Raw genomic sequence first — 13,407 nt, 5'->3', positions numbered from 1 at the left:
CCCCCTCGCGAGCCCCGTCCCCCGGAGCGTCCCCGCGACCGTAGCGGTCGGGGAGGGAACGGGCAACGCGGCGCGACACCCCTCCCTCCCCGCAGCCTCTACCGGAAGGTGCGCCTGACCGCGTTGTTCGCCGGTGTGGGATCGGCGGCGGCGGTCGACACCCTGGCGTCGATCGTCGTGGCGGCCGGCCGGTCGACCAGCGTCACCGAGTAGGTGGTGCTCCGCCCGGCCGAGACGCTCGGCGCGGTCCAGGTGAGGACCGTCGTGCCCGCCGCCGAGCCCTTCGTCTGCACGGCGCCGGGCGCACTCGCCACCGTTCCGCTGACGACGACCCGGGTGGTCGTCGTCGCCGCGTCCCGGGTGCCGGTGTTCCGGACGGTGATCGTGCCCGAGAGCGGGGCCGTCGCCGCCAGTCCCGGCGCCGGCGCCAGCGCCAGCGTCAGGTCGGCGCGGGTGGAGGACTTCACCTGCAGCGACTGCGTCACCGAGGTCGCGGCGAGCCAGGCGGAGTCGCCCGCCTGTGTGGCCCGGACGGTGCAGCTCGCCGCGCCCGTCAGCCGCACCGTCGCCGTGCCCGCGCCGGTCGCGGTCAGCGTGCAGGTGCCGCTCGCGTACAGCTTCACGGGCAGACCGGAGGAGGCGGTCGCCGCGACCGGGTAGGCGATCCCCTTCTCGGGCGAGGACGGCATCGCGGTCGAGAAGGCGACCTTCTGCGCCTTCTTCTTCTGGGGGACGACCGCGGCGACCGCGATCGACTGGGTCGCCCGGGGAGCCGCGTCGTGCGAGGCGTCGCCGGCCTGATCCGCGGTGACCGTGCAGGTGCCGGATCCGCTGAAGGTCACGACGCCGCTCGCGAGCGAGCACGCGCCCGTGGCGCCGATCGTGACCGGCAGGTCGGAGGAGCCGCCCGTCGCGGTCGGCGTGTAGCGGCCGCCCGCGATCGCCGTGCTCGGAGCCGCGGAGGTGAAGGCGACCGTCTGCCGCGCCTTGCCGATCGGGAACGTCCGGACGACCTGCTCCGCGGGCGCGTGAGCGTCGTCGCCGGCCTGGTCCAGCGTCAGCGTGCAGGTGCCGACGGAGTCGTACGACACCGTGCCGTCCTCTCCCAGCGAGCAGGAGTCGGAGGCGTCGAGCACCGGGTCGGCGCTCGACGGGCCGCGGACGATCGACGGGGTCCAGGAGCCGCCGATCCGGGCGTCCGTCGGAGCGGCGTCGCGGAACGACACCGCTCCCGCCGCCGTGCCGACCTCCACCGACTGCGTGATGCGCGGAGCCGCCGAGTGGCGCTCGTCCCCGGCCTGGTCCGCGGTCACCGTGCAGGTGCCGGAGCGGGTGAAGGTCACGACGCCGTCCGCGACCGTGCAGGACCCGGCCGCTCCGAGCACCACGGGGGCGCTCGACGCGCCGGCCGTCACGACGGGCGTGTAGGAGCCCCCCGCGACCGCCGCGTCGGGGACCGGCGAGGCGAACGCCAGCGTCTGGCCGAGGGCGCCGATCGCGAAGGTGCGGACGGACTGCGGAGCGGCGCCGTACCGCGAGTCGCCCGCCTGGTCGAGCGTCAGCGTGCAGGTGCCGACGGAGTCGTAGGACACCACTCCCGCGGCCGCCGAGCATGCTCCGGAGGCGGTCAGCACCGGACGCGCCGTGGAGGGCCCGGCGATGATCCGCGGGGTGGTCGTCCCGCCGACCGTCGCGCCGGTCGGCGCGGTGCCGCCGAAGGAGACGGTGCCCGCGAGCAGTCCGACCGCGATCACCTGCGAGGCCCGCTCCGCCGCGTCGTACCGGGCGTCGCCCGTCTGGTCGGCGGTCACCGTGCAGGTGCCCGATCCGGTGAAGGCGACGACCCCGTTCGTGAGCGTGCAGGATCCGGAGGCGCCGAGCACCACGGGGCGCCCTGAGGCTCCGCCGGTCGCGGTCGGGCGGTAGGTGCCGCCCGAGAGCGCCGAGTCCGGCGCCTGCGAGGTGAAGGCCACGGTCTGCGCGACCCGGGTGATCTCGAAGCTGCGCACGGCCGTCGGCGCTGCGCTGTGGCGGATGTCGCCCGCCTGGTCCAGCGTCAGCGTGCAGGTGCCGGCGGAGTCGTAGGAGACCAGTCGGAAGGGCCCGACGGAGCAGGCGCCGGAGGCCGTCAGCACCGAGGGAGCACTGGAGGGGCCGGCGACGACCGCGGCCGTCGAGGAGCCCCCGACCCGGGCCTCGGCCGGAGCATCGCCGCCGAACGCGACGGTGCCCGCGAGCTGCGTGACCGCGACGGTCTGCGAGGCCTGCGCCGCCGCGGCGTAGCGCCCGTCGCCCGCCTGGTCCGCCGTGACGGTGCAGGTGCCGCTGCCGGCGAAGGTGACGACGCCGTCCGCGAGCGTGCAGGCGCCGGTCGCTCCGATCGTCACGGGGAGCCCGGACGCGCCGCCCGTCGCGGTCGGAGTGAGCGTGTCGCCGGACGTGGCCGTCGACGGCGCGGTCGAGGTGAAGGCGACGGTCTGCGCGATCGCGGTGATCTCGAAGGTCTGGACCGCCCGCGCGGTGCCGTAGGTGGCGTCGCGGTAGTGGATCGCCGTCAGCGTGCAGGTGCCCGCGGAGTCGAACCGGACGGCGCCGTTCTCGCCGTCGGAGCAGGCGCCCGAGACGCTGAGCACCGAGGGGCCGGAGGACGGTCCGCGCGTGAAGGCGGGAGTGAAGGATCCGCCGACCTCCGCGTCGGTCGGGACGGCGGTCGTGAACGTCACGGAGCCGGGCGCGTAGCCGACCTCCACCTCCTGCACGGCGGGCCGGGCGCTGTCGTACTGCCGGTTGCCGTTCTGGTAGGCGAAGACGCCGCAGACGCCCTTCGTGGTGAAGGTGACCACGCCGTCCTTCGCCGAGCACGACGCGGTGGTGAGGAGGAACGGAGCGATGCCCGAGGCGCCGCCCTCGATCACGGGGCGGTACGTGTCCCCGAGGACGGCGCCGACCGGAGGCGCGCTCGTGATCCGGACCGTCTGCGGGAGGAAGTAGATCGAGTACTCCTGCTCGGCGTGCCGCGCGGGCCAGTAGCCGTCTCCGGGCTGGTCGAGGGACAGCACGCAGAGCCCGGCCCCGTCGTTCCGCACGGTCACTCCGTCCGGGAGGATCGAGCAGTCTCGGCTCGCGGAGAGCACGGGCACGCCCTTCGACGGGCCGGGCACGATCGTCGGCCGGTACGTCTCGAGCGACATCGCGTGCGGGGGCGCGGTGCTCCCGAAGGAGAGGTTCCCCTCGGGAGTCCCGACTGTGATGACCTGCCGGACCTGCGGAGCGGCGTCGTGCCGATCGTCCGCGGCCTGGTCGATCGTCACCGTGCAGGTGCCGTCGCCGAAGAACGTCACCACGTCGTCCGCGATGGTGCAGTTGCCGTTCTCGATCACCGCGATCACGAGCGGGTTGCCCGAGCCGCCGCCGGTCGCCTCGACCGTGTACCGGTCGTCGGTGAACACCCGGTCGGGCGGAGTCGACGTGACGACGACGGTCTGGGGGATCCGCGAGATCGGGACGAAGCGCACCAGGCCGTCGGCGGCCGCGTACACGTCGTCGCCCGGCTGGTCGAACTGCACGCCGCAGGTCGAGGGCTCGGTGTAGGTCAGGATCTGCGCGCCCGTCGCGTCAGGCGCGACGGTGCAGCCGAAGAAGGTCCTGACGAGCACCGGCAGTCCGGAGCTCGAGGTCGCCGTGGCGACGCCGGTCGACTCCAGGACGCCGGTCTTCGGCACCGCGACCGTCAGCGTCTGCGACGCCTTCGCGACCTCGAGATCGAAGGAGGCGCGCCCCGCGGTGTAGTGGTCGTCGCCGGCCTGATCCGCGGTCACGGTGCAGGTGCCGCCGCGCGTGAAGGTCACGATGCCGTCGGCGATCGCGCAGGATCCGGTCGCTCCGATCGAGACGGGGCTCCCGGAGCCGCCGCCGGTGGCCGTCGGAGTGAAGGTGCCCAGCGCCGTCGGCGCGGTCGGCCGCGAGGAGGTGAAGGCGACCGTTTGCGAGAACTTCCGGACCGTGATCCGGAACGAGGACGTGCCGGTGTTGCCGGCCTCGTCGTCCGCGGTGCAGTCGACCGTCGTGTCCCCGATCGGGAAGACGCTTCCCGAGGCGGGCGTGCAGGTCGAGCCCACGGCTCCGTCGACCGCGTCCTGCGCGGAGGACGCGAAGGTGACGACGGCGCCGGAGACGTCGGCCGGCTCGGCCGTGACGGCGGCGGGCACGGTCACGACGGGGGCCGAGCGGTCGGCCAGCGCGAAGGTGCCGGGGATCGACCGGAGGGTGTAGTTCGGCCCCGCGTCGCCTCCGTCACACCTGGTGACGTAGTCGCCGACGGGCGTGCGCGCTCCGATCGTCACCTTCCCGGTGCCGTCCGCCGTGTAGTAGGCGCCGGTCGGCTCGGTGACGAACCGGTCGGTTCCTGCGAAGCCGTCGGCCGTGCAGGTGACCGTCGGGGCGGTCGCGGTGCCGTGCGCCTGCGTCCCGGGGCTCGACGCGGTCACCGAGAGGGGCGCCGGCGAGATCGTGAGCGCGCCGTCGATGGTGATCAGCTGTCCCGAGGGGTTCGTCAGGCCGGAGCAGCGCGTGGGGTAGCGGCCGACGGGGGTCGTCGCGGAGAGCGCCAGCGGCGTCGTGAATCCGGTGTCGGACGCCGCGAAGGCGCCGCAGGAGACCGTCCCCGAGGGGGAGCCGGTCACGGAGGCGGTGATCGCGGGGGGAGTGGATCCGTAGGTCGACGAGGGCGAGGAGGCGGTCACCATCGGGACGGCCGCGACGATGCGCAGCGCGCCGTCCTTGTACCCCGCGATCGTGTAGTCGCTGCTGACCTTCGCGCCGCTGCACCGCGTGGTGAAGGTGGTGAAGGTGGAGGTGGGCCAGTTCGGGATCAAGCGGTAGATGACGTCGTCCGCCGTGACGATCGGCCGGTAGACGCCGGCCGTGAGCGGGGCGCCGAAGGTGTCGGTGCCGACGAAGGCGGCCGTGCAGCGCAGGTCGGGGGACGGCGCGCCTCGCGGGTAGTCGACCGTCGGGGCGGTCACCGTGAGCGCCTTCGGCTTCGCCGTGAAGCTCTGCAGGGGCTCGCCCGCCCAGCCCAGAGGAGCGAGCGCGTCGAGCCTCGCCGCGAGCGTGCAGACGCCGGCGTGGAGCACGGTCACCCTCATGCCGCTGACGGAGCAGGTCTCGGCGGTCCTGCTGCTCAGGACGATCGAGCGGCCGGGCACATCGACGGCCTGCGCGTAGGGGCTCGCGTCGAAGGAGTCGCCGTACGCCTTCTGCGGGAGCGTCGACAGGTCGAAGCGCACGCCGCCCACCGCGACGGTGGCCGGCTCGCTGCGGACGCTGCCGCCGCAGGTGGTCAGGGTCGCCCGGTAGCGGTAGGAGCCGGTGGGATCGGGGCCGGCCTCGAGGAACGCGGTCCCGTCCTCCCGGGCGCCCGCCCGGCCGAGCGCGGGCTTCCACGTGGCGCCGCCGTCCGTGGACCTCTCCCAGGACACGGCGGGGATGCCGCCGTAGACGGCCGAGACGCTCACGCCCATCGTCAGCGTGTAGATCTGGTTGGTGACGCCCGCGATGTCCGAGGGCTGCCGGGTGATGACGGGTGTCGCGGCGCACGCGCGCACCTCGTGGCGCAGAGCGGGGAGCGCCGACCAGCTCCCGCGTCCCGCCTCGGCGGGGGTGATGGTGTCGGGGTAGTGCGCGCGGATCTCGTTCCAGCCCTGCGGGATGTCCCTCGTGGTCAGCACGCCGACGCCGTCCGCGTCGAGGGTCACCCTGCTGGTGCCCGCGCCGGTGAGGATCTCGACGGTGCCGCCGGCGGCCACCGGCCGGCCCAGGCTCGGGATGGTCACCCTCGCGGTGACGGTGACCTCCTGCCCGAGCATCGAGAAGTCGGGGGTGCGCGTCACGGTCACGGCGGTGTCGTACACCGGAGCGACCACGGGGTCGGCCGCCGTCGGGCCGGCCGTCTGCGAGATCCTCGTCGCGCTCGGGTGCACGTAGCTCGAGCCGCCGCCGCCGGCGCCGGGGTCGTTCATGACGCCGAGGGTGTCGTTCATGCTGCCGAACACGTAGGGCGATCCGCCGCCGCCGCCGTACCACCAGCCTGCCCCGCCGCCGCCGCCGCTGTGGCCGGGGAACGAGCAGTTGCCTCCGCCGCCGCGGGAGGCGCCGGCGTCGGCGCCCTTGCCGTCGTTGAGGAACACGCCCCACTGGCCGTTGTTGCCGTCGGCGCATTCGCCGAACGTGCTGTAGCCGCGGGCGCCGGGCGAGCCGCCCGAGCTCTGCCCGGCCGCTCCGCCGCCGCCGCCGTCGGCCGCGTTGTTCCTGCCGCCGTTCCCGCCGCCCCTCGCGCCGCTGCCGGCGTCGGCGTCGCCGCCGACCGAGGACCGCCCGCCGCCGCCTCCGCCGCCCGCCGCCACGGCGAGGGCGTGCTGACAGCCGTCCGAGCCGGCCGTGCTGAGGTACTGGGCGTCGCCGCCCGCGCCGCCGGAGTCGCCCGCGTAGACGCCGCCGTTCACGTAGCGCGTGGCGCCTGCCGCTCCGGCCGGGGCGCCGGTGAGGCGCCCGATCTCCAGCACCTGCCCGGGTGTGACGGGCACCTCCACGACGAGGCTGGAGCCGCGTCCGCCGGCGTTGCCCGTCCCGAGGCCGCTCGCACCCTTCCCGCCGTTCTGTCCGCTGAGGACGGCGCGGACCGTCGAGACCCCGGTCGCGGGAACGGTGTACTGCGACACCGTCGAGACCTTCGGGGAGGTGAAGCACGCGGTGCTGAAGACCGGCGCCGCCGACGCGGTCGGCGCGGCCACGACGCTGAGTCCTGCGCCCGCTACGAGCACGGCCGCGGCGACGAGGGAACGGAGGAAGGACTGGCGCATGTGCTGCTACTCCCGGCTGCTGCCGGGAGCGGGCGCCCGCGGTCGGCTCAGAGTAGGGCGGTCGTCGACCCGCGAGGAAGGCGCAACCTACACGAACGCCCTGCTCGGGGGGTACGGGAGGCCACTTCTGCCGGAACCTCCCAGGAAGTCCCCGTGCACGTCGGGGCGGCGTCCCCACCCTGTCGGGGCAGTGTCCCCACCCTGTCCGGGCAGTGTCCCCACCCTGTCGGGGGAGTGTCCCCACCCTGTTGCGGCCGCCGCCCGGGTCGCGTAGCCTAGCGAGGTTGCGTGCATCTGCACGCGCTTGCGTGCTGCCCACCGGGCAGGAGCTCCGGCTCCGGCCGGACAGGCGGGCGGTGCGCCGACAAGTGACCTTGGGTGGGTCGGGCGGGGCTTCGTGCCGCGCGTGATCCACGGTAACCACACATGGAGGAAACCATGGCAGCAGTCTGCCAGGTGACCGGAGCCGTCCCCGGCTTCGGGCACGCCATCTCGCACTCGCACCGGCGCACCAAGCGCCGCTTCGACCCGAACGTGCAGAAGAAGACGTACTACGTGCCGTCGCTTCGCCGTAACGTCACCCTGACCCTCTCGGCCAAGGGCATCAAGGTCATCGACGCCCGTGGCATCGAGTCCGTCGTCAAGGATGTTCTCGCTCGCGGGGTGAAGATCTAATGGCCAAGCAGCAGGACGTCCGTCCGATCATCAAGCTCCGTTCGACGGCCGGCACCGGTTACACCTACGTGACCAAGAAGAACCGCCGCAACGACCCCGACCGTCTCGTGCTCAAGAAGTACGACCCCGTAGTGCGCAAGCACGTCGACTTCCGCGAGGAGCGCTAAGTATGGCCAAGAAGAGCAAGATCGCCCGCAACGAGCAGCGCAAGGTGATCGTCGACCGCTACGCCGCCAAGCGCCTCGAGCTGAAGAAGGCCCTGGTCGACCCGGCCGGGACCGACGAGACCCGTGAGGCCGCCCGCGTCGGCCTCCAGAAGCTCCCCCGCAACGCCTCGCCCGTCCGCGTCCGCTCGCGCGACGCCGTCGACGGCCGCCCCCGCGGCAACCTCACGAAGTTCGGCATCTCGCGTGTCCGCTTCCGTGACATGGCGCACCGCGGCGAGCTGCCCGGTATCACCAAGTCCAGCTGGTGACCGAGCGCCGCTAGCGGCGTGAACGACCGAAGGCCCGTGATCGAAGGATCGCGGGCCTTCGTCGTCCCGCCGGCGGACGTAAAATGTGCGGATGACCGACTCCAGCCTGCCCACCGTCGCCGAGATCGCGGCGCTCATCGACCACGCGATCCTGAAGCCCGAGCTCACCCGCGCCGAGGTCGACGCCCAGCTCGACGAGGCGCGCGCGTCCGGCGTGTTCAGCGTCTGCGTCCGCCCCTCCGACATCGCCCACTCGGTCGCTCGGCTCGAGGGCTCCGGCGTCCTGGTCGGCACGGTCATCGGCTTCCCCCACGGCACCACCTCGACCGCGGCGAAGGTCGCGGAGTCGCGTCAGGCGCTCGCCGACGGCGCGTCCGAGCTCGACATGGTCGTCAACATCGGCCGCCTCCGGAGCGGCCTGCTCCAGGATGTCGAGGACGACGTCCGCGCCGTGGTCGAGGCCGCCGAGGGCCACGTCGTCAAGGTCATCCTCGAGACGAGCCTCCTCGACGACGAGCAGGTCGTCGAGGGCAGCCGGGCCGCCGAGCGCGCCGGCGCGGACTTCGTGAAGACCGCCACCGGCTTCGCGGGCGGAGGCGCGAACGAGCACGACCTCCGCCTCATGCGCGGCGCCGTCTCCGAGGCCGTCCAGGTGAAGGCGTCCGGCGGAGTCCGCGACCTCGACACGCTCCTCGCCTACCGCGGCCTCGGCGTCACCCGCTTCGGCACCAGCGGCTCCGCGACCATCCTCGGCGACCTCGCCGCGCGGCACACGGGCGACTCCTCCGCGGCACGTGTCGACTCCGCCTCCTACTGACGGAGCGGCCGACGAGGGCCGCACCGCACCCGCCGACCGGATGACGCCGGTGCGCCTGCGCCCGGGCCGCGCCGGCCGGTGGGCGGAGCGGACCCGCCGCCCCCTCGACGAGATCGCCCGCGCCCTCAAGGAGCGCGTCTACGCGACCTTCACGGGCCTGGCCGTGGTGACGATCTACCTGGTCGGCGACCACCCCGACGCGGTCCACGCCCTCCAGAGCCTCGTGATCTCGATCATCGGGATCTCGGCCGCGGGCTTCGTCGCCGAGGTGATCGCGCACCAGGTCGTGCACGCCTCGGCGCCCTCGCGCTCCGAGACGCACACCATGCTGCGGATCGCGGGCGGGGCGCTCGCCTCGGCGTCGCTGCCGGTCCTCGCGCTCGGCGCCGCGGCGCTGGGCTGGATCGACGCGACGGTCGCGCTGCGGATCGGCGCGGGCGTCTACGTCGCCACGCTCGCGGGAATCGCCCTCATCGCCGTCGTGCGCGCGGGCCTCTCCTGGAAGGAGAGCCTCGTCTCGCTGCTCGGGATCGTGGGCCTCGGCGTGCTGGTCGTCGGCGTGCTCGCGCTCGCGCACTGATCCGGAGGCGCCGCCGCGCGTAGGCTCGGACGGATGACGTCACGCACCAGGGTCGAGCTCGGCCGCCGCGAGGACCTCGGCGCCGACTGCGCGAACTGCTTCGGCCTGTGCTGCGTGGCCCTCGCCTTCGCCCGCTCCGCCGACTTCCCGTTCGACAAGCGCGCCGGGGACCCGTGCGTCAACCTCGACGGCGAGGACGCGTGCACGATCCACCGCCGGCTCCGGCCGCAGGGCTTCGTCGGCTGCACCGTCTTCGACTGCTTCGGCGCCGGCCAGAAGGTCTCGCAGCACACGTTCGGCGGCGTCTCCTGGCGGTCCGAACCGGCCGTGCGCGAGCGGATGTTCGCGGTGTTCCCGCTGATGCGCCGCCTGCACGAGCTGCTCTGGTACCTCGACTCCGCTCTGGCGCTGCCCGGCGTCGGCGCGCCGCTCCTCGACGAGCTGCGCGAGCGGTTCGACGCGGTGCACGCGCACACGCTCGGCGAGCCGGAGCAGATGGTCGCGGTCGACGTCGACGCGGAGTACGGAGCGTCCCGGCCGCTCCTGATCGCGGCGAGCGCGGCCGCTCGCGCAGGAGCGGCGCCGGCTGCCCGCCGGTCGAGGGGCCGTCGGCTCGCTCCGGGTGCCGATCTGGCGGGCGCATCGCTCCGGAACGCGGACCTGCGGGGGGCGGACCTGCGGGGCGCGCTCCTCCTCGCCGCGGATCTGCGGGGTGCGGATCTGCAGCGGTGCGACCTGCTCGGGGTGGACCTGCGCGACACTGATGTGTCCGGCGCGCGGCTCGCCGAGGCGGTCTACCTCACCCAGGCGCAGGTGAACAGCGCCCGAGGGGATGCGGCGACCACGCTGCCGTCGCACTTCGAGCGCCCGTCGCACTGGGTCGGCTAGGCCGCCACGTCAGAGGCTGCGGGGGCCGCCCAGCGACTCGTCGCCGCCCTCGTCGTCGACGCCGAGGGCCTCGACGACCTCGCGGCCGAGGAGGTGCGCGCCGCTCCAGCCCTCGATGACGCACCGGGGGAACGCCTCGCGGTCCGGGGAGCCGAGCCATGCGGCGGCGGCCTCGCGGGCCCACGCCTCCGAGGCGTACACGCCGATGATCTCGGTGCGGTCGTCCCACGGCGTCGCGGTCGAGAGGACGAAGTGGTCACCGTTCACGATCGGATCTCCTCCGGCTCTCGGGGTTCAGCGACCCCGTGGGAGTGCGGGACCGGACCGGACGCTACCCGTGGGTGGGGGAGCGCGTCTCCGGGGTCGACACGAGCGCGGATGAAGGCTACGGGAACGTCGAGCGCGGCGCGATCACCCGATGGTCCCACGCAGGCGGGCGTTCAGCCCACCCAGAGCCGTCGCGATCTCGTTCTCGTCACTTCCGGGGAGGAGGGCTCCGCCCTGCTCGAGGCCGTGGCGCAGGGCCTCGACCTCCTCAAAGGGGAGGCCGCCGCTGTCGAGGAGAGCCTCGAGGGCGGCGAGGATGCCGACGAGGGCGACGGCGTCGTCCAGGTCGAGGGGGCGGACGCAGGACTTCTCCATGTCATCGCTCCTGTTCGGGTCAGGGGTTCGGGGGCGGGGGCCCCGCATCGGGGTGCGGGGTCGGGTTCCGGGTCGGGGAGGGGCGCGGGGGACGCCCCGGGGGTCGGCGCAGGGTCGCCGACACGCCGACGCCCCGGTGCCGTCCGGCCCGGGGCGTCGGTGCGGGGGGAACGGGTCAGACGACGCGCGGGTCGGACTCCTGGGTGTCGTCCTCGGGGATGTGGACGTCCTGGACGGTCACGTTGATCTCGGCGACCTCCATGCCGGCGATGTGCTGGATGGCGTCGGCGACGGCGGAGCGCACGTCCTCGGCGACCTTCTGCAGCGGCGCGGGGTACTCGGCGACGATGGTGATGTCGGCGGCGACCTGGCGCTCGCCGACCTCGACCTTGACGCCCTGGCCGCGGTCGTCGTTGCCGATCGCACTGCGGATGGCGCCGATCGCTCGGGCCGCTCCTCCGCCGAGGGCGTGGACGCCCGGGACCTCGCGCGCGGCGATGCCGGCGACCTTGGCGATGACGCCGTCCTCGATCACGGTGCGTCCGGATCCGGTGCTGGTCTGACGGGTGGTGGTCGCGGTGGTCTCGGCCATGGTCTCCTCTTTCGCTCGGGGCCCGATCGCTCGATCAGGCGGGGTATGCAGGTAGGACGCTCCGTCGACGCCGAACGTCACGGTCGGACCCGGCCCGCCCAGGCAACTGCCAGAGAAGGGGGGCCGGGCCGGGCCGGTCCTCTCAGGAACGCGGTCGACGCCCGTCGATTCGCCCTCGGCCCGGTGCTGTGGTGGCATGGAGCCGTGACCGACGCGACCGCCCCGCAGGCGCCCCTCCCCGATCGGACGGCCGCGCGCATGCGCCCGCGCGCCCTGCTCGTCCTGGCCCTGATCGGCGCGGTCGGCGGGACCCTGTCGGGCGCGTTCGGCGTCGGCGGCGGGATCGTGATGGTGCCGATGCTGATCGCGTGGGCCGGGATGGACCAGCGCCGCGCCTCCGCCACCTCGCTGCTCGCGATCGCTCCGACCTCGGTCGCCGGAGCGTTCGGCTACGCCCTCGCCGGCCAGGTCGCCTGGGTCCCGGCGGCGGTGATCGCGGCTGCGGCGATGCTCGGGGCGGTGGCCGGATCCTGGCTGCTCGCGCGGCTGCCTCTGGGCGTGCTGCGCTGGATGTTCGTGGCGCTGCTCGTGGCCGCGGCGGTGCGGATGGCCGTGTTCGGCTCGAACGACACCGGCGACGTCGCCGAGGGCTGGGGAGTGTGGCCCGGATTCGCGGGGCTCGGCATCGGGATGGGCGTCGCTTCCGGCCTCTTCGGCATCGGCGGCGGAGCGATCGCCGTGCCGGTCCTGGTCGGCGCCTTCGGGCTCGCGGACCTCCTGGCCAAGGGCACCTCGCTCGCCGCGATGATCCCGACGGCGGTCACCGGCTCGATCGCGAACGCCCGGCGCGGCCTGCTCGACGTGCGGGCGGGCCTCGTGGTCGGGCTCACCGCCACGGCGTTCTCCTTCGCCGGAGTGGCGCTCTCCTTCCTCCTGCCGGCGCGCGTGTCCGGGATCCTCTTCGCGGTCCTCCTCCTGCTCGCGGCGGTGCAGCTCGCCCTTCGCGGGCGGCGCCGCTGAGCCCTGCACGACGCGGACCCCCGCCGTCAACGCCCTGTCCGATCCGTCGCAGACGCTCGTAGCGTCGTCGCGATCGGGCGCGGGCCCGGAGGGGCGGGAGCACGATGGAGCAGCAGCAGCGCGAGCAGCAGCAGCAGCGCGAGCAGCAGGGCCGGCAGCAGCGGCGAGGGGGCGGCGCGAGCCTGCACCGGGACGTCGCACCCGGGGTGCACCGGCTCGAGCACGCCTGGACGAACCTCTACCTGATCGAGGAGGCGGGCCGGTTGACCGCACGTCGACCACCTCGGCGTCGCCCGCAGCCTCGTCCGGCGGGGCGTCCCCGTGCACCTGCACGCGGCCGACCAGCCGCTCGCCGCGCAGCCCTACTCCTACCGCCGCCAGCGCACGCCGTTCGTGTACCCGCTGCTGCACCCCTCCGCGATCCCGGTGCTCGGCGCGATGGCCCGTGCGGGCGCGCTCGCGGTGCCGCCCGTGCACGGGACGCTGCCGCTGACCGCCGGAGAGGTGCTCGACGTGCCCGGGTCGCCCCGCGTGCTCGCGACTCCGGGGCACACCGACGGGCACGTCTCGCTGCACCTGCCCGAGCGCGACGCGGTGATCGGCGGAGACGCGCTGGTCACGCTCGACCCCTACTCCGCGCGCACCGGCCCGCACCTGGTCGCGCGCGCCGCGACCGCCGACACGGCGCAGTCCCTCGACTCGCTGCGGGTCCTCGCCGGGACCGGGGCGCGGACACTCCTGCCCGGCCACGGCGCGCCCTGGCGCCTGGGCGTCGCGGCGGCGGCCGAACTCGCGGCGCGGACGCCGATCGCCTAGGGCGCGCCGCCGCAGGCCGCTCAGAGGCCGGTGGCCTGCCTC

12 protein-coding genes are annotated in these 13,407 nt (G+C 74.3%); 8 read left to right on the top strand and 4 right to left on the bottom strand.

Annotated features, from left to right (window positions below):
* Positions 1–98 precede the first annotated feature (98 nt).
* Positions 99–6,860 carry an HYR domain-containing protein gene (locus tag C5B95_RS13380; protein WP_146076611.1) on the bottom strand — a complete coding sequence of 2,254 codons (6,762 nt, stop codon included), beginning with the start codon at positions 6,858–6,860 and terminating at the stop codon, positions 99–101.
* 438 nt (positions 6,861–7,298) lie between these two features.
* Between C5B95_RS13380 and rpmB the strand changes: the two genes are divergently transcribed.
* The 6 genes from rpmB to C5B95_RS13350 all read left to right on the top strand — a co-directional run bounded on the left by rpmB (position 7,299) and on the right by C5B95_RS13350 (position 10,295).
* Positions 7,299–7,535 (top strand): 50S ribosomal protein L28, encoded by a 237-nt coding sequence (rpmB, locus tag C5B95_RS13375; RefSeq protein WP_056038148.1) that lies wholly within the window; start codon positions 7,299–7,301, stop codon positions 7,533–7,535.
* Positions 7,535–7,702, top strand: a complete 168-nt coding sequence (gene rpmG, locus C5B95_RS13370) for a 50S ribosomal protein L33 (protein ID WP_027692168.1) — start codon at positions 7,535–7,537, stop codon at positions 7,700–7,702. Before rpmB ends, rpmG begins: the two co-directional genes overlap by 1 nt.
* Positions 7,703–7,704: 2 nt before the next feature.
* Entirely contained in the window at positions 7,705–8,010 is a 306-nt protein-coding gene (rpsN, locus tag C5B95_RS13365; protein ID WP_104225107.1) for a 30S ribosomal protein S14, read from the top strand.
* 91 nt (positions 8,011–8,101) lie between these two features.
* Positions 8,102–8,827 carry a deoxyribose-phosphate aldolase gene (gene deoC, locus C5B95_RS13360; RefSeq protein ID WP_181068084.1) on the top strand — a complete coding sequence of 242 codons (726 nt, stop codon included), beginning with the start codon at positions 8,102–8,104 and terminating at the stop codon, positions 8,825–8,827.
* Positions 8,805–9,407 (top strand): hypothetical protein, encoded by a 603-nt coding sequence (locus tag C5B95_RS17595; RefSeq protein WP_146084690.1) that lies wholly within the window; start codon positions 8,805–8,807, stop codon positions 9,405–9,407. Before deoC ends, C5B95_RS17595 begins: the two co-directional genes overlap by 23 nt.
* A 33-nt stretch (positions 9,408–9,440) precedes the next feature.
* Positions 9,441–10,295: a pentapeptide repeat-containing protein gene (locus C5B95_RS13350; RefSeq protein ID WP_104349378.1), complete on the top strand. Its 855-nt coding sequence runs from the start codon at positions 9,441–9,443 to the stop codon at positions 10,293–10,295.
* A gap of 9 nt (positions 10,296–10,304) precedes the next feature.
* Here C5B95_RS13350 and C5B95_RS13345 read toward each other — a convergent pair whose 3' ends face one another.
* The 3 genes from C5B95_RS13345 to C5B95_RS13335 all read right to left on the bottom strand — a co-directional run bounded on the left by C5B95_RS13345 (position 10,305) and on the right by C5B95_RS13335 (position 11,529).
* The gene (locus C5B95_RS13345; RefSeq protein WP_104225104.1) at positions 10,305–10,562 is read right to left on the bottom strand and encodes a hypothetical protein; all 258 of its coding nucleotides are present in this window, start codon (positions 10,560–10,562) and stop codon (positions 10,305–10,307) included.
* A gap of 144 nt (positions 10,563–10,706) precedes the next feature.
* A complete protein-coding gene (locus tag C5B95_RS13340; RefSeq protein ID WP_104349377.1) occupies positions 10,707–10,937 on the bottom strand; it encodes a hypothetical protein in 231 nt (76 codons plus the stop codon).
* A 175-nt stretch (positions 10,938–11,112) separates the two neighbouring features.
* A complete protein-coding gene (locus tag C5B95_RS13335) occupies positions 11,113–11,529 on the bottom strand; it encodes an Asp23/Gls24 family envelope stress response protein (protein ID WP_104225148.1) in 417 nt (138 codons plus the stop codon).
* Positions 11,530–11,733: 204 nt separating this feature from the next.
* On the opposite strand from C5B95_RS13335, the gene C5B95_RS13330 reads away from it, so the two are divergent.
* Positions 11,734–12,549: a sulfite exporter TauE/SafE family protein gene (locus C5B95_RS13330; RefSeq protein WP_104233037.1), complete on the top strand. Its 816-nt coding sequence runs from the start codon at positions 11,734–11,736 to the stop codon at positions 12,547–12,549.
* A 321-nt stretch (positions 12,550–12,870) separates the two neighbouring features.
* Positions 12,871–13,365, top strand: coding sequence for an MBL fold metallo-hydrolase (locus C5B95_RS13325; RefSeq protein ID WP_308470978.1), 495 nt, complete (start codon positions 12,871–12,873; stop codon positions 13,363–13,365).
* The last annotated feature ends 42 nt before the right edge of the window (positions 13,366–13,407 follow it).

The organism is Rathayibacter sp. AY1A7 (assembly GCF_002930845.1).
Taxonomy (GTDB): domain Bacteria; phylum Actinomycetota; class Actinomycetes; order Actinomycetales; family Microbacteriaceae; genus Rathayibacter.
This window is presented reverse-complemented; position numbering and strand designations above follow the sequence as displayed.